The sequence below is a fragment of the Microbacterium sp. NPDC089188 genome (genome assembly GCF_040685155.1).
In the GTDB taxonomy this organism is placed as follows: Bacteria; Actinomycetota; Actinomycetes; order Actinomycetales; family Microbacteriaceae; genus Microbacterium; species Microbacterium galbum.
In genome coordinates this window covers 472,880-488,056 of record NZ_JBFBHH010000002.1, presented here as the reverse complement: position 1 = coordinate 488,056, position 15,177 = coordinate 472,880, and the positions used below count along the sequence as shown (strand labels likewise).

15 protein-coding genes and 1 tRNA gene are annotated in these 15,177 nt (G+C 71.1%); 3 read left to right on the top strand and 13 right to left on the bottom strand.

Features of this window, described 5'->3' with window-relative positions:
• Nucleotides 1-4: 4 nt before the first annotated feature.
• Together AB0N80_RS08465 and AB0N80_RS08460 are read right to left on the bottom strand one after the other, a co-directional pair.
• Nucleotides 5-703, bottom strand: a complete 699-nt coding sequence (locus AB0N80_RS08465; protein ID WP_363578451.1) for a hypothetical protein — start codon at nt 701-703, stop codon at nt 5-7.
• Nucleotides 704-779: 76 nt separating this feature from the next.
• Nucleotides 780-1,268 (bottom strand): Lrp/AsnC family transcriptional regulator, encoded by a 489-nt coding sequence (locus AB0N80_RS08460; protein WP_315994843.1) that lies wholly within the window; start codon nt 1,266-1,268, stop codon nt 780-782.
• Between the two features lie 80 nt (nt 1,269-1,348).
• Between AB0N80_RS08460 and AB0N80_RS08455 the strand changes: the two genes are divergently transcribed.
• From AB0N80_RS08455 to AB0N80_RS08445, 3 genes are all read left to right on the top strand, one after another.
• Complete coding sequence (locus tag AB0N80_RS08455) at nt 1,349-2,278, top strand: DMT family transporter (RefSeq protein WP_363578450.1); 930 nt, start codon at nt 1,349-1,351, stop codon at nt 2,276-2,278.
• 94 nt (nt 2,279-2,372) lie between these two features.
• Entirely contained in the window at nt 2,373-3,959 is a 1,587-nt protein-coding gene (locus tag AB0N80_RS08450; RefSeq protein WP_363578449.1) for a molybdopterin-dependent oxidoreductase, read from the top strand.
• Between the two features lie 116 nt (nt 3,960-4,075).
• Nucleotides 4,076-5,200, top strand: a complete 1,125-nt coding sequence (locus AB0N80_RS08445; RefSeq protein WP_363389960.1) for a PAS domain-containing sensor histidine kinase — start codon at nt 4,076-4,078, stop codon at nt 5,198-5,200.
• On the opposite strand, the gene AB0N80_RS08440 is transcribed toward AB0N80_RS08445, so the two are convergent.
• The 11 genes from AB0N80_RS08440 to AB0N80_RS08390 form a co-directional block, all read right to left on the bottom strand.
• Nucleotides 5,189-5,767 (bottom strand): isochorismatase family protein, encoded by a 579-nt coding sequence (locus AB0N80_RS08440; protein WP_363578448.1) that lies wholly within the window; start codon nt 5,765-5,767, stop codon nt 5,189-5,191. The two genes, AB0N80_RS08445 and AB0N80_RS08440, sit on opposite strands and share 12 nt — an antisense overlap.
• A 282-nt stretch (nt 5,768-6,049) precedes the next feature.
• On the bottom strand, nt 6,050-6,445 hold the full coding sequence (locus AB0N80_RS08435) for a hypothetical protein (protein ID WP_315994848.1): 396 nt from the start codon (nt 6,443-6,445) through the stop codon (nt 6,050-6,052).
• Between the two features lie 54 nt (nt 6,446-6,499).
• Nucleotides 6,500-7,033, bottom strand: coding sequence for a hypothetical protein (locus AB0N80_RS08430; protein ID WP_363578447.1), 534 nt, complete (start codon nt 7,031-7,033; stop codon nt 6,500-6,502).
• 123 nt (nt 7,034-7,156) lie between these two features.
• Nucleotides 7,157-7,229: transfer RNA gene (locus AB0N80_RS08425), tRNA-Thr, on the bottom strand.
• A 65-nt stretch (nt 7,230-7,294) separates the two neighbouring features.
• Nucleotides 7,295-7,966, bottom strand: coding sequence for a deoxyribose-phosphate aldolase (deoC, locus tag AB0N80_RS08420; RefSeq protein WP_315994850.1), 672 nt, complete (start codon nt 7,964-7,966; stop codon nt 7,295-7,297).
• Between the two features lie 56 nt (nt 7,967-8,022).
• The gene (locus AB0N80_RS08415; protein WP_315994851.1) at nt 8,023-9,564 is read right to left on the bottom strand and encodes an alpha/beta hydrolase; all 1,542 of its coding nucleotides are present in this window, start codon (nt 9,562-9,564) and stop codon (nt 8,023-8,025) included.
• The gene (locus AB0N80_RS08410; protein WP_363578446.1) at nt 9,561-10,739 is read right to left on the bottom strand and encodes a DNA polymerase III subunit delta'; all 1,179 of its coding nucleotides are present in this window, start codon (nt 10,737-10,739) and stop codon (nt 9,561-9,563) included. Before AB0N80_RS08410 ends, AB0N80_RS08415 begins: the two co-directional genes overlap by 4 nt.
• A 65-nt stretch (nt 10,740-10,804) precedes the next feature.
• Nucleotides 10,805-11,479 carry a dTMP kinase gene (gene tmk, locus AB0N80_RS08405; protein ID WP_315994853.1) on the bottom strand — a complete coding sequence of 225 codons (675 nt, stop codon included), beginning with the start codon at nt 11,477-11,479 and terminating at the stop codon, nt 10,805-10,807.
• Nucleotides 11,476-14,385 (bottom strand): type I DNA topoisomerase, encoded by a 2,910-nt coding sequence (gene topA / locus AB0N80_RS08400; RefSeq protein WP_363578445.1) that lies wholly within the window; start codon nt 14,383-14,385, stop codon nt 11,476-11,478. The genes tmk and topA overlap by 4 nt, the downstream gene beginning before the upstream one ends.
• 60 nt (nt 14,386-14,445) lie before the next feature.
• Nucleotides 14,446-14,775, bottom strand: a complete 330-nt coding sequence (locus AB0N80_RS08395; protein ID WP_363389985.1) for an Rv3654c family TadE-like protein — start codon at nt 14,773-14,775, stop codon at nt 14,446-14,448.
• Entirely contained in the window at nt 14,775-15,143 is a 369-nt protein-coding gene (locus AB0N80_RS08390; RefSeq protein WP_363578444.1) for a TadE family type IV pilus minor pilin, read from the bottom strand. The genes AB0N80_RS08395 and AB0N80_RS08390 overlap by 1 nt, the downstream gene beginning before the upstream one ends.
• Between the last annotated feature and the right edge of the window lie 34 nt (nt 15,144-15,177).

Here is a 15,177-nt window from a genome sequence, read left to right as displayed (position 1 = left end):
CGCCTCACCGCCCGGGAATCACCCCGAGGATGACGCAGGCGACGCCGGCGACGCCGAGGACCACCGCGTACAGCGCGCGGTGGTCCTTCTCGATCAGCCGCACGTAGACGCCGTTCACCCGCGCCGCCGTCGTGGGGAAACGCGTCCATGCCGTCGCAAGCAGGACGAAGGGGGCGGCGAGCGCCGCGAGGAACACGGCGTACGCCAGCCACCGCAGGAGCGGGTGATCGCTGACCCCATCGGCCACGCGGCCCGTCATGTACATGATCGGCAGCGTGGTGAATCCCACGATCGAGCAGCTGACGCCCAGCACGTACGAGCTCCAGCCATGGGCGTGCGACGACGCGGTCGTGCGGTGCGGTGGGCGCGCGGGTCGTCGGACCCTCCAGATCCCCATGGCGACCGCGCCGGCGAGGAACACCGCACCGGCCGCGAGGTCGACCCGGCGATCGAGCACCGCGTCGGTCGTGCCGCGTTCCGCCGCCGCGACGAACTCGGTCGGGTCGAAGCTCTGCAGCACGAGGTAAAGCACGGTGGCGCCGGTCGCGAGACCCGCGACCATCCACCCGACGCGGGCGCCGACCCGGGTGTTCTGCGCGAGGGCATCCGCCGTCGCGGCGTAGAGCGCCGGGTTGAGGCCGAGAGTCACCCCGAGACCGACCATCGTGGTCAGGGCCGCCGTCCAGCGCGCGAGGTCATCCACGTCGCGGGGCTCCTCTCAGAGGGTCAGGGCCCTGGTGACGCTCGGGCGGGATCGTCACATCGTAGCGAGGCACGCGTCAGTGGCTGTCCGACGAGCGCGCACCCCCGACGGGGAGCGGCGAGAGCGGCTTGGTGACGCCGAAGGCGAACGTGGTGTCGATCGACGAGAGGGAGGGGATCGCGCGCAGGTGCTCGCGCAGCAGGCGTTCGTACGCCTCGAAGGTCGGTGTGACGATGCGGACGAGGTAATCCCAGTCGCCGGCGAGAAGGTGCGCCTCGACGATCGACGGGATCGCGCGCAGTCGCTCCTCCACGGCATCCACCGTCGCCCCTTCGTGCGAGGCCAACCGCAGGCGGACGAACGCCGTGATCTCGAGATCGACGGCCTTCGGTGACACGACCGCGCGGTAGCCAGAGATGACCCCCGCCTCCTCGAGCCGGCGCACACGACGCAGACACGGCGAGGGCGAGAGGCCGACCCTGTCCGCCAGGTCTTGATTGGTGAGGCGGCCGTCGCGCTGCAACTCGGAGAGAATGAGGCGGTCGATCTCGTCGAGGGCGTCCATCCGGCAGATTCTGCCAAACCAGACCCGGTACGAGCAATATTCGCAATCCTCTGCGCCCATGTTGTTCCTACGCTCGCAACGTGACCACCTTCGCCCTACCCCGCCCGTCGGCGCTCTCGCGACGCACTGTGGTCGGGATCGCGGCCGTGACCGCCGTCGTCTGCCTGTGGTCGTCGTTCGCGCTGTCGACACGGGCGCTCGAGGCGACGGGGATGAGCATCGGCGACGCGGCGGTCGTGCGATTCGGCGTCCCCGCCCTCGTGCTCTCCCCCTGGATCCCCCGCACGCTCCGCCGCCTCCGCGGCGAGCCCACGACGGTCATCTCCCTCGTCCTGCTCGCAGGGCTGCCGCACTTCCTCCTCTTCGCCTGGGGCGCGCACCTCACCTCGGCCGCTCTGACCGGCCTCCTCGTCCCCGGCACGGTCCCCCTCTTCGTGACGATCCTGCTCTTCCTGCACCGGCGGACGACGGTGTCTCGGACCCGGCTCATCGCCCTCGCGGCGATCGTCGCGGGAGTCGCGGCGAGCGCCGTCCTCATGGGAGGGGTGGCGGATGCCGGGGGCATCGCGGTTCTGCTCGCGGCCGGTCTCGTGTGGGCGGCGTACACGCTCGGGCTGGGGCGGACGCGACTCGACCCGGTCGGGGTCATCGCGCTCGTCTCCGTCGTGTCGCTCGTCGCCGCTCTCGCGCTCACCGCCACCGGTGCGATGCCGTCGAACCTGTTCGACGGACGCGTCGACGTCTCCGCCTGGGTGGCCTACGGCCTCGTGCAGGGCGTCGGAACGGGGCTCCTCTCGACCGCCTGCTACGTCGTCGCGGTGAAGAACCTCGGCAGCAGCATCCCCGCCGCCGCCGGGGCCCTGAGCCCCGTGCTGACCGCCCTCGTCGCGGTCCCCCTCCTCGGCGAGCAGATCGCCCCCGGGCTCGTCGTCGCGCTGGTGCTGATCGTCACCGGGGTGGCCGCTTTCGCCCTCGCCCCCGCACGGACGACCTCGCCGCCGCCGCCCTGACGGCACCCGGCCCCGGCGGCATCCGATTCCGCTCCCGCTCCGAACAAAGGACGAGGCAGGCTCGCGCGTGCGCGGTGCCGGAAACGAGGATGCCATGACCACCGACACCACGGCACGCACCACCGAGACCACGAGGGTGCGCCGGCCGCACGCCTGGATCTGGGCCGCCCTGGCCGGAATCGTGTCGGCGGCGACGTTGCTGGCGGTCGCCGAACTGTTCGCCGCCCTCGTGGCGCGCTCCGCGAGCCCCGTGCTGGCCGTCGGCTCGTTCATCGTCGACGTCGTGCCGCGCCCCCTGAAGGAGCTCGCGATCACGCTGTTCGGCGAGACCGACAAGATCGCGCTGCTCGTGGGCGTCGGCCTCGGTGCGGTCGTCGCCGCCGCCGTGGCCGGGGTGCTGCAGTACCGGTTCCGGCCGGTGGGCGCCGTGCTGCTCGGGATCGGCGGCGTGCTCGCCACCGCCGCGATCATCACCCGCGCAGGCGCCGGAGCCCTCTCGTGGCTGCCGCCGGTGCTCGGCACCGTGGCCGGTGTCGTCATCCTCATCCTCACGATCGCTCGCCTGAAGCGCTGGGTCGCCGCGGCCGATGACCGCGACCTCGACGGGGTGCGCGCCGGGCGTCGTCAGTTCCTCCTGCTCACCGGATTGACCGCCGTCGGCGCCGTCGTCGTGGGTGTGGGCTCCCGTATCCTCAACGCCACGACCTCCTCCGTCGCCGCTGCGCGCGACGCTCTGCGCCTGCCCGCGCCGCGCACCACGGTCACCGTGCCGGAGGGCGCGAACTGGGAGGTCGATGGACTGAGCCCGATCATCACGCCCAACAGCGACTTCTACCGCGTGGACACCGCTCTGACGGTCCCCAACGTCGACCCCACCACCTGGCGCCTGCAGATCGACGGCATGGTCGACACCCCTGTCGAGCTCAGCTTCGACGATCTCGTGAACATGGGCCTGAACGAGTACGGCGTCACCCTGACCTGCGTCTCGAACGAGGTCGGCGGAAATCTCGTCGGCAACGCGATCTGGACCGGCGTTCCGATCCGCGACGTGCTGCGTATGGCGGGCGTCCAGTCGGACGCCGACATGGTGCTCTCCGAGAGCGTCGACGGGTACACGGCATCCACTCCCCTCAGCTCACTGACCGACGACAACCTCGACGCCATCTTCGCGGTCGCCATGAACGGCGAGCCCCTGCCGTTCGAGCACGGCTTCCCCGTGCGCATGGTGGTGCCGGGCCTGTACGGCTACGTCTCGGCGACGAAGTGGGTCACGAAGCTGACGGTGACCCGCTTCGACAAGGACGAGGCGTACTGGACGCCCCGTGGCTATGCGGCGCAGGCGCCCATCAAGATGTCGTCGCGCGTGGACACGCCCAAGATCGGCGCGCCCGTGCCCGCCGGCACCGTGGTCATCGCGGGGATGGCATGGGCCCAGCCCATCGGCGTGCAGAAGGTCGAGGTGCAGATCGACAACGGCGACTGGCAGGAGACGCATCTCTCGACGCCGATCAACGATCAGTCGTGGGTGCAGTGGCGCCTCGAGTGGACCGCCGAGGCCGGCAGCCACTACATCGCCGTGCGCGCGACCGACAAGCAGGGCAACGTGCAGATCCAGGAGCAGGCTCCCATCGCGCCCGACGGCTCGAGCGGATGGCAGCGCACGCTCGTGACCGTCTCGTGACCGTCTCGTGATCGGGCGGAGTCGGCGAGCGGATGTCAATCGCTGTCGCTCCCGGCCGGTGACGGGCATGATCGAGCCATGCCTTCAGCAAGCATCCCCGCCCGCTTCCGTGCCGCATGAGCACCGTGCCCGATGAGCCGTCGACCCTGCCCGCCACCCCGGGGGTGATCCCCGACCACCCGCTGACGAGCATCCGTCGCTCGATCCCGCGCGACTGGGACGAGCAGGTCGACCTGTTCGCGATCGTCAAGCTGGACAGCGGCGGGTTCGTCCGCGGGTGGAACCTCGGTGCGGAGCTCATCAAGGGCTACACCGAGGACGAGATCCTCGGCTCCCATTTCTCGCGCTTCTACCGCGAGGAGGCTCAGCGGCGCGGTGTGCCCGATCAACTGCTCGCCGCCGCTCAGCGCGACGGCCACGTCGAGGACACGGGCTGGCGCGTGCGCAGCGACGGCACCGAATTCTGGGCGCGCGTGACCATCTCGGCCATCCGCAACGATCAGGGTCAGGTCCTCGGTTTCGTCAAGATCGTGCGCGACCTCACGAGCGAGAAGCAGGCGGCCGACGAGCGCGCCTCCCTCCAGAGGACCTTCGCCCACGACCTCCTCTCCCCCGTCACCGCGCTCCGCGGCTACCTCGACCTCATCGCCGACGAACTGCCGCCGGATCACCGCCTCCTGCGCCTCGCCGGCGACGCGAGCGACCACATCGTCGCCATGGCCCAGGCGCTCATGGCCGACGTCACCTCGTCCGCCGAGCGCGGTCGCCGCCGGGCGACCCTCGACCTCGTCGCGCGCGGCGCCGTCGCCCTCGTGCTCCCGGGCGAGCTCGGCCGCGTCCGGTTCGGCACCATGGATGCCATCCCCGTCCGCGCCGACGTGTTGGGACTGCGACGCGCGATCGCCAACGTGCTCGAGAACGCGGCGAAGTACTCCGACGACGTCATCGAGCTCGACGCCTTCGAGACCGACGAGGGCGCGGCCGTCCGCGTGCGCGACCACGGTCGTGGCATCCATCCCGACGATCTCGCGACGATCGTCGAGGAAGGCCGCCGAGGGCGCTTCGCGGTCACGACGGACGGCGGCCAGGGGATCGGCCTGTCGAGCGTGCACCGCGTCGTCGCCGAGCACGGGGGGAGCCTGCGCATCACGAGCACCCCGGGCGAGGGCACGACGGTGACCCTGACGATCCCCCGCGCCGACGACGACGAACCCGTCGTCCGCGACGACTCAATCGACTGAGCGGGCCAGCACCGCGCCGGCGGCCTCGATCTCGCGGAGGGCCTCGGCACTCGAATCGGGGTGCACCCCGGCGATCAGGTCGGTGAGCACCCGCACGCCGCGACCCGCCGCGACCGCGTCGAGAGCGGAGGCGCGGACGCAGTAATCGGTCGCAATGCCGACGATGTCGATGTCGCGGATGCCGTGCGACTCGAGGATCTGCGCGGCGGTCTCGCCGTCGTCGGACACCCCCTCGAACAGCGAATAGGCGGGCTTGCCCTGCCCCTTCTTCAGGTGGTGGGTGACGCGTTCGGTGTCGAACACCTCGTCGTAGTCGGCGCCGTACGTGCCGCCCACGCAGTGCACCGGCCAGGTGTCGACGAAGTCGGGGGTCGCGGAGAAGTGCCCGCCGTTGTCGTCGTCGCCGTGGTGCCAGTCGCGCGAGGCCACCACCACCGCGTAGTCGTCGGCGTGCGCCTCGAGATAGCGCGAGACGCGGGCGGCGACCTCGTCGCCGCCCTCCACGCCCAGCGCCCCGCGCTCCGTGAAGTCGTTCTGGACGTCGACGATGAACAGGGCGCGGCTCATGAGGCGAGCCTACGCGCGTCGGGCGGGCCGCGGATCGCGTGCGGCGTTGCTCCGTGAGGTGCGGCGCGAGCTGCCGACGGGCGGGCGAGGCCGGGCGCGGGCGGGCGAGGCCGGGCGCGGGCGGGCGCGGGCGGTCGAGGCCGGGCGCGGGCGGTCACGGGCGGTCGAGGCCGGGCGCGGGCGGTCACGGGACGAGCCCGGGTGGCCGGGCCTCCCGGAGGGGTCGCGTCATCCGCGAGTGGTCCTGGGGCGCGCCCGATGACCGGGCGGGGAGGAGTCGGGTCACCCGCGGGCGAACAGCAGCACGATCGAGACGACGAACGCCACCGCGCCCAGTGTCAGGACGCCGGCGGAGAGCAGCGAGAGGAACCGCACCACGGGCGAGGACCGCGTGAGCCGCATGCGGTGCGACGCACCGCGGCGGTAGAAGATGTCGGCCATGTCGGCCGCGCCGATCTTCGCGTCGTCGTGCGCCGACAGGGGCGCCTCGTTGACGCCGCCGCCGTCGTCGAACCAGCGCACGACACGTCCGCCGTCGACCGGTTCGACCACGGCCCGAGCCGGAGACCACGTGCCGTCGAGCAGAAGGAGGACCACCGCCGCGAAGGCCAGGACGAGCCCCCCGCCCAGCCCGACCCACGTGAAGATCTCGATGAGGGCATCGAGGGCGTTCGACACGGGTGCTCCTGCAGGCTGACGACGCGTCACGCGGACGCGGAACGGCTCTCCAGCCTATCGGCCCGTGACGGGCGCTCTTCGGCCTTCCAGGGCCTCCAGACGGCGCGTGGCGACGAAGGCGACGATGAGCGGTACGGCGGCCACCAGGCCGAACGAGATGTCGATCAGCTGCCAACCGAGCGGCAGCCCGCGCAGCGCCCCCGCGATGAGGGCGAGGGGCACGATGCCGGCGCACGCGATCAGCCCCCACACCGTGATCCAGACGTTGCGCACGGGGTCGAAGAGCGGCCCCACGAACGCGACGGCGATGAGCAGGTGCGCGAACGCCAGCCAATCGGTGCCGTAGGCGATGAACGGGAACGCCGCAGCCGTGGCATCCAACCCCTCCCCCACCCGGTCCACCCAGCCCGTGAAGGCGGGGGCGGATGCCGCGACACCCGTGGATCGCAGGACCTCTCGAGCGAGGGCGAGCTCCTCCCGCAGCGGGAACGCGGTGACACCGCTGACCACGAGACCCGCGATGACCACGCCGAGACACAGACGGATGACGCGACGCAGACCCCTCGCGTCCGAGACGAGTGCGGTCACGGTGCCCCCTTCGGGGCGCGTCGCCCCTGCGCCGACCATACGGCCGCGGCCGACAGCCCACGCGCACTCGTCTCGACGACGAAGAAAGGCCCCCACCCGGTGGAAGCGGGTGGGGGCCTTCGGAGCCGCCTAAGGGAATCGAACCCTTGACCTATTCATTACGAGTGAATCGCTCTGCCGTCTGAGCTAAGGCGGCATGTGCGCGCTGTCGCGTGCACGATCATCGATCTTACATGCTCCAGCGGCCCTCGCGGTACGCGGTCAGTAGTCGCCCGTCGCGGAGCGGTCGGCCAGGATGTCCCGGCTCGACGACAGGCCGAGACGCGAGGCGCCCGCGGCGATCATCTCTTCGGCCGCGGCGCGCGTGCGGACGCCGCCGGAGGCCTTGACTTCGGCGCGGTCTCCGACCGTGCGCTTCATCAGCTGCACCGCGTGAACGGTCGCGCCGCCGGCGGGGTGGAAGCCCGTCGAGGTCTTGACGAAGTCGGCTCCCGCCGCGACCGCGGCCTCGCACACGGCCACGATCGCCTCGTCCGACAGGGCGGCGGACTCGATGATGACCTTCAGGACGGTGGGCGCCGGCGCCGCGGCGCGGACGGCGCGGATCTCGGCCTCGACGACCTCGTAACGCCCCTCGATGGCGGCGCCGATGTCAATGACCATGTCGATCTCGTGCGCGCCCTGGGCGACCGACAGCGCCGCCTCGGCGGCCTTGACCTCGGCGTGGTGCTTGCCGCTGGGGAAGCCGCACACGACGGCCAGTTTGAGACCCTCCGGCAGCTGGACCGGGAGGAACGACGGCGAGAGGCACACGCTGTAGGTCCCGAGCTCGGCGCCCTCCGCGATGATGCGCTCGACGTCGGCGCGGGTGGCCTCGGGCTTGAGCAGCGTGTGGTCGATGTAGCTCGCCAGGTCGGCGATGGGCGCGGTCATAGGGGTCTCCTCCGGATGTGACGGATCAAGCGTAGGCGCACGACGTCGTCATGGGGCTACTCGCAGCGCAGATCGGGGCCGGGCACGGTGCCGTCGACGAGGTAGTCGTCGACCGCGCCGTTCACGCAGTCATCGCCCTTGTTGTAGGCCAGGTGGCCCTCGCCGACGTAGGTGACGAGGACACCCTGCGAGAGCTGATCTGCGAGCGCCTGGGCCTCGGCGTAGGGCGTGGCCGGGTCTCCTGTCGTGCCGAGCACCAGGATGGGCGGCGACCCCGGGGCCGTGATGGCCGCCGGCCGGCCCGTCGACGGCGCCGGCCAGGCCGCGCACGCGTCGGGCCCCACCCAGTAGGGCGCGACGACCGGAGCCTTCTGCTCCAGCTGCTGCTGCAACGCCGTCTCATCGGTGTCGTCCTCGCGGGGGTAGTCGACGCAGTTGTAGGCGCGCAGGGCCTGCATGGTGTTGTCGGTGTACTGCCCGTCGACGCGGCCGTTGTAGAAGTCGGCGAGCTGGAAGGCGACGGAGGCGTCGCCGTTCTGCACGTCGGCGAGGGCCACGCGCAGATACGGCCAGTTCTGGTCGCTGTACAGCGCGGCGACGATGGCCGTCAGAAGCGTGTCGGCGCCGAGGAGGCGTCCGTCGGAGCCCGCGAGAGGGCGGGCGTCGGCGCGGGCGAGCAGCGAGGCCACGTCATCCATCGCATCGTCGACCGACCCCGAGAACGGGCACTCCGAGGTGCGCAGGCAATCGGCCATGAACGCACGCAGCGCGTTCTCGAAGCCGACCGCCTGGGCGATTCCGCTCTCGCTCCCGGCAAGGCTCGGATCGATACCGCCGTCGAGCACCATGCGCCCCACGCGCTCCGGGAAGAGCCCGGCGTAAGTCGCACCGAGCAGGGAACCATACGAGAAGCCGAGGTAGCTGAGCTTCTCATCGCCGAGGACGGCGCGCAGCAGATCCATGTCGCGCGCGGCGTTCTCCGTGGAGATGTAGGGCAGGATGCCGTCGCTCCCCGCCTCGCAGGCCTTCGCGAAGTCCGCCTGCCGCTGCTCGAGGGCCGCGTTGCGCTCGTCGCTGCCGCGCGCGCCCGGCGGGACGTCGTACAGGTAGGCATCCATTCCGGCGGCGTCGTAGCACGACACCGCCGTCGACCGGCCCACGCCGCGGGGGTCGAACCCGATCACGTCGAAGGATCGCGTCAGCGCCTCGTCGGCGACGAGCGACAACGAGTCGCGGACGGTGTCGACGCCGCTCACCCCCGGGCCGCCCGGGTTGGTCAACAGCGACCCGAGCGGTTCGCCGGAGGTCGCGCGGTGCCGGATGACCGCGAGCTGCAACTCACCCGCAGAGGGGTCGGAGTAGTCGCGCGGGGCGGTGACAGTGGTGCAGTCGAAGCCGGCGCTGCCGCACGCGGTCCAGGTCAGTGTCTGGCCGTAGTAGGGCAGCAGAGCGGCATCGATGCCCTCCGTCTGAGGGGCGAGGGAGCGACCGCCGTCGGGGGCCATGGGCGGGATCTGCGCATAGAGGCAGCCCGTCAGTGCCAGCGCGACGCCCACGAGACCCGCGACCAGCGCGGTCAGGCGCCGTCGCACGCTCACGGGGCCGAACCGTTCGCCACGGTGATCATGAGACTCTCCAGGGCGAGCAGCGGCGCGGCGTTCTGCTCGAGGTTGCGGCGGGTCGCCGAGATGCGATCGAGGACGCCGAGGCTGCGCGCGGGCGTCCATTGCGTCGCCAGCGCGCGCAGAGCGTCGAGGCGTTCGACGTTGACCAGGTCGGCCTCGCGGCCGTATTGGACCATCACGACATCGCGGAACAGGGATTGCAGATCGGTGAGCACACGATCGATGCCGTCGCGCAGGCTCCGCGTGGCCCGGCGCTTCTGATCGTCTTCCAGCGCGTTCACCTGCCCCCGCACCGAGGGCGGGACCGCGGCCCCCTCGGCCACCCCGAGCATGCGCAGCAGAGCACGTCGCTCCTCCTCGTCGCGAGTGGCGGTGAGCGCCTTGGCGTCCTCCGTGGCCAGGCGCACGATCTGCCCCGCGACCTCGACGGCGTCGCCGATCCCCCGCACGGCCAGCACGGCCGCGAGGGTCTCGGCGCGCCGCGCCCGGGCGTCGTCGTCGGTGGCCAGACGCTGCGCCATGCCGATGTGCCTCTGCGCGTGACGCGCCGACTCTTCGGCCACGTCGGGCGTGATTCCGGTGCGCTCGACGATGAGACCCGCGACATCGGCCACGGAAGGTTCCCGCAGCCGAAGAACGCGCACCCGCGAGCGGATGGTGGGCAGCAGATCGGCGTCGCTCGGGGCGCAGAGCACCCAGACGGTCTTCTCCGGCGGCTCCTCGAGAGCCTTCAGCAGCACGTTCGACGTGCGCTCGGCCATGCGATCGGCGTCCTCGACGACGATGACGCGGTGCCGACCGAGCGAGGGCGCGAAGGACGCGCGCTCGACGAGACGGCGCGCCTCGTCGATGCGGATGACGACCTGCTCCGTCCGCAGAGCGGTGAGATCGGGGTGCGTCCGCGCGAGCACCTGATGCTGCGCCCGCTCGTCGCCCGGGTCGGCGATGAGCTCCGCGGCGAACGCGTAGGCGAGCGTCGAACGCCCCGAACCGGGCGGCCCCGTGATGAGCCACGCGTGGGCGAGCGCGGAGGGGTCGGATGCCGCATGGCGCAGGGCAGCGACGGCCTCGTCCTGACCCCACACGGCGTCCCACGGGAAGGGGGCCGCACCGGCGGCCCGCGGAGACGGCTCGAGCGCGACGGACATGCGTTCCAGCCTAATCCCGGGGTCGGACAGCGCTGCTGAGCATCGACTGTCGGTGCGCGTCCGACTCAGCGGAATCGCGCGACGACGGCGTCCCGTACCCGTGCGGCCAGGACCTCGGGCGTCTGCGTCGCGTCGAGGACGACGAACCGATCGGGCTCGCGTCGCGCGAGGGCCAGGAAACCCTCGCGGACTCGGGCATGGAAGTCGTTCTTCTCCGCCTCGAGCCGATCGAACGGCTTGTCATCGGCGTCGAGCCGCTGACGCGCGGCTGTCGGGTCGAGGTCGAGCAGCACGGTCAGGTCGGGGAGCAGGCCTCCGGTCGCCCACAGCGACAGCGCTCGCACGTCATCGGGGTCGAGCACCCGGCCCGCACCCTGATAGGCCACCGACGAGTCGAGATAACGGTCCTGGATGACGACATCGCCACGGGCGATGGCCGGCTGCACGACGGTCTCCACATGGTGCGCCCGATCGGCGGCGTACAACAGCGCTTCAGCACGCGCGGCGATGTGACCGCGGTGGTGCAGGACGATCTCGCGAATGCGCACGCCCACCTCGGTGCCGCCCGGCTCGCGAGTGCGCACGACGGTGCGCCCGTCGCCCGTGAGCCACTCCTCGAGCATTGACGCCTGGGTCGTCTTGCCCGCGCCGTCTCCCCCCTCGAAGGTGACGAACAAGCCGGGACCCCCGGCCGACGCCGCCCGAGGGGCGTGCAGCGGCCGAGGCTCGAGGCCGGTCACGAGTTCTTCGCCGGGGCCTTGCGGGTGGTCGAGGTCGTCTTGGCCGCGGTGGTCTTGGCCGTCGTCGTCTTGGCCGCCGTCGTCTTTGCAGCCGTGGTCTTGGCAGCCGTCGTCCGCGTCGCGGTCGTCTTGGCGGCGGCCGTCTTCGTCGTGGCGGTCTTGGTCGCCGTGGTCTTGGCCGCCGTGGTCTTGGCAGCGGCGGTCTTGGCGGCCGTCGTCTTGGTGGCAGCCGTCTTCCGCGCGGTGGTCGTCTTCTTGGGTGCCGGTCCCTTGGCGCGCTTGTCGGCGATCAGCTCGACCGCGCGCTCGAAGGTGATCTCCATCGCGTTCTCGCCGCGGGGAACCGTGGCGTTCGTCTCCCCGTCGGTGACGTACGGCCCGAAGCGACCGTCCTTGAGCTTGATCGGCTTCCCGCTCACCGGATCGGCATCGAACTCCTTGAGCGCGCTCGACGCGCGACGCGCGCCGTACTTCGGCTCGGCGTACTTCGCCAGCGCCTCCTCGAGCGTGATGTCGAAGATCTGCTGCTCGTTGTCGAGCGACCGCGAATCGGTGCCCTTCTTCAAGTACGGACCGAAGCGACCGTTCTGCGCGGTGATCTCGTCACCCGTCGACGGGTCGGCGCCCACGACGCGCGGAAGGGAGAGCAACTGCAGGGCGGCGTCGAGCTCGATGGTGTCGACCGACATCGACCGGAACAGCGACGCCGTGCGGGGCTTCGGGGCCGCCTCCTTCTTCGCACCGCGCTTCTTCGGGGCCTCGACGACCTCCCCCGTGGCCTGATCGACCTCTTCGGGCTCCTCGGCGTCGACCTCCTGCACGTAGGGGCCGAAGCGACCGTCCTTGACGACGACGAGCTTGCCGTTCTCAGGGTTCTCCCCCAGCACGCGGTCGCCGGCGACGGGCGCGTCGATCAGCTCCCGGGCCTTCTCGGGGGTGAGCTCGTCGGGCGCCAGGTCTTCCGGAATGTTCACGATCCGCGGCTTGGCCTCGGCGTCGCCCGAGGGGTCGGCGACCTCGAGGTAGGGACCGTACTTGCCGAACCGCAGCGTCGCCGTGTCGGTGATGCGCGTCGAGTTGAGCTCGCGGGCATCGATCTCGCCGAGGTTGTCGACGATGTGACGCAGGCCAACCTGCTTCTCCGACCCGAAGTAGAACGACTTGAGCCACTCGGTGCGGCGCTGCTCGCCGCGGGCGATCGCGTCGAGGTCGTCTTCGAGTGCTGCCGTGAAGTCATAGTCGACGAGGTCGGCGAAGTGCTCCTCGAGCAACCGCACCACGCTGAAAGCGAGCCAGCTCGGGACGAGCGCCTGCCCCCGCTTGGTGACGTAGCCGCGGTCGAGGATCACGCCGATGATGCTCGCGAAGGTCGACGGGCGACCGATGCCCTTCTCCTCCAGCGCCTTGACCAGGCTCGCCTCGGTGTAGCGCGGCTTGGGAGAGGTGCTGTGCCCCTTGGGCTCGACGTCGCTCATCGAGAGCTCGTCGCCCACCGCGACGGCAGGCAGCGACTGGTCGGCGTCGTCATCATTGCGCTTCTCGTCGGCGCCTTCTTCATAGGCCTCCAGGAAGCCCTTGAAGGTGTAGACGGTCCCGGATGCCGTGAACTCGGCGACCTGCGCGGCGGCCTGCACCGTGAGGGTGACCGTCGTCGTCTCGTACTTGGCATCCGCCATCTGGCTGGCGACGGTGCGCTTCCAGATGAGGTCGTAGAGCTTCTGCTCGTCGCGGTCGAGCGACGAGGTCAGCGAAGCAGGGGTGCGGAAGGTCTCGCCCGAGGGGCGGATAGCCTCGTGCGCCTCCTGGGCGTTCTTCGACTTGCTCTTGTAGACGCGGGGGTTCGCGGGGACGGCCTTGTCGCCGTACAGAGCCACGGCCTGCGCGCGGGCGGCCGAGATGGCCTGTCCCGACAGCGCGACCGAGTCGGTTCGCATATAGGTGATGAAGCCCTTCTCGTACAGACGCTGCGCCACGCCCATGGCGTGCTTCGCGCTCATCGAGAGCTTGCGACCGGCCTCCTGCTGCATGGTGGACGTCGTGAAGGGCGCGCGAGGGCTGCGGGTACCCGGCTTCGCCTCGACCTTCGACACCGTGGCGCGACCGGCGGCGGTGATCGCGTCGGCCAGCGCACGGGCGGCCGCCTCATCGAGCACCACGACGGCCTTCTTGAGCTGACCGTTGTCGTCGTAGTCCCCACCGCGGGCGATGGGAGCCCCATCGAGACGGTTCAGTCGCGTGGTGAACGACGAGCCCGACCGCGAGGCGAGCGCTTCGACGTCCCAGTACGACGCCGACACGAACGCCATGCGCTCGCGTTCGCGCTCGACGACCATGCGCGTGGCGGCCGACTGCACGCGGCCGGCGCTCAGCGCCGTGCCCTCGCGACCGGAACCGACCTTGCGCCAGAGCACCGGCGAGACGTCCCAACCGTAGAGGCGGTCGAGGACGCGACGCGTCTCCTGTGCGTCGACGAGCGAGACGTCGAGGTCGCGCGTGTGCTCCGCCGCGTCACGGATGGCGTCCTTGGTGATCTCGTGGAAGATCATGCGGCGGACGGGGACCTTGGGCTTGAGGACCTCGAGCAGGTGCCACGCGATGGCTTCGCCTTCGCGGTCACCATCAGTGGCGAGCAGGACTTCGTCGGCGGTCTTCAGCGCGCGCTTGAGCTCGGCGACCGTCTTCGTCTTGCGATCGTTGACCACGTAGAAGGGATCGAAGTCGTTCTCGACGTCGATGGAGTACTTGCCGTACGCCGCCTTCTTGTCGGCCGGGATCTCTTTCTTCGACGCGAGGTCGCGGATGTGACCGACCGAGCTGAGCACCTCGTAGTCGTCGCCGAGGTATCCCTGGATCGACTTCATCTTCGTCGGGGACTCGACGATGACGAGCTTCTTTCCGTTTGCCACTGGGGTCCTTTCTTCGATGCACACCATACACACGCCTCCCTGTTCGGGTTCCGGGAGGTCTCACGGGCTCGAGACGACGGGAGGTCCGGCTCGCGAGCGCGCATCGAGGGGAACTCCACCGTACGCCCCGGCGACCGTGACCGTGGCGACCAGGCCGTCGACATGGCACTCCGCCAGCTCCCACCCCGCTGCGGCGGTCACCCGTGCGGCCGCGTCGCACGGGTAGCCGGTCACCGCACCACTGGCCGTGTCGGCCGCCGCGAGAGCCGCCGCATCCGCCGTCCCCGCCACCCGCCGCGCCGTCACCGCAGCACCGCCGACCGCGGCCACCGCCACCGTCAGGGCGGCGACGACCGCCACGACGCCGACGGTCGACGCGCTGCCCGCCATCAGCGGCCGCCGTCGAGGGCGCAGGCCCGCGCCTCCGCGGGCGGGAGCGGAAGGGCGATCGGGATGGAGCGCGTCGCCGACGTCGACACGCAGACGAGACCGTCGCCGCGCATCACGGTCATCGAGCCGCCGGCCGCGGCGAGCGCCGCCGACGCCCCCGCGTCGTCCCCCCGACCGAGGAGCCGGGCTCCCTCGGTCGCCGCCTGCTGCAGACGGAGCGTCGTCATGGCCGTGCCGAGCACCCCCACCCCGAGCGCCAGGACGAGGAGCACGGCGGGGAGGGTCACGGCGAACTCGGCCGCGACCGCGCCCCGCTCCCCCAGCGGGGAGAGCGGGATCCCGGTCGCACTCCGATCCTCCCGCTGCACGCTCGTACCCGCGGCCGTGACAGACCCTCCCCGC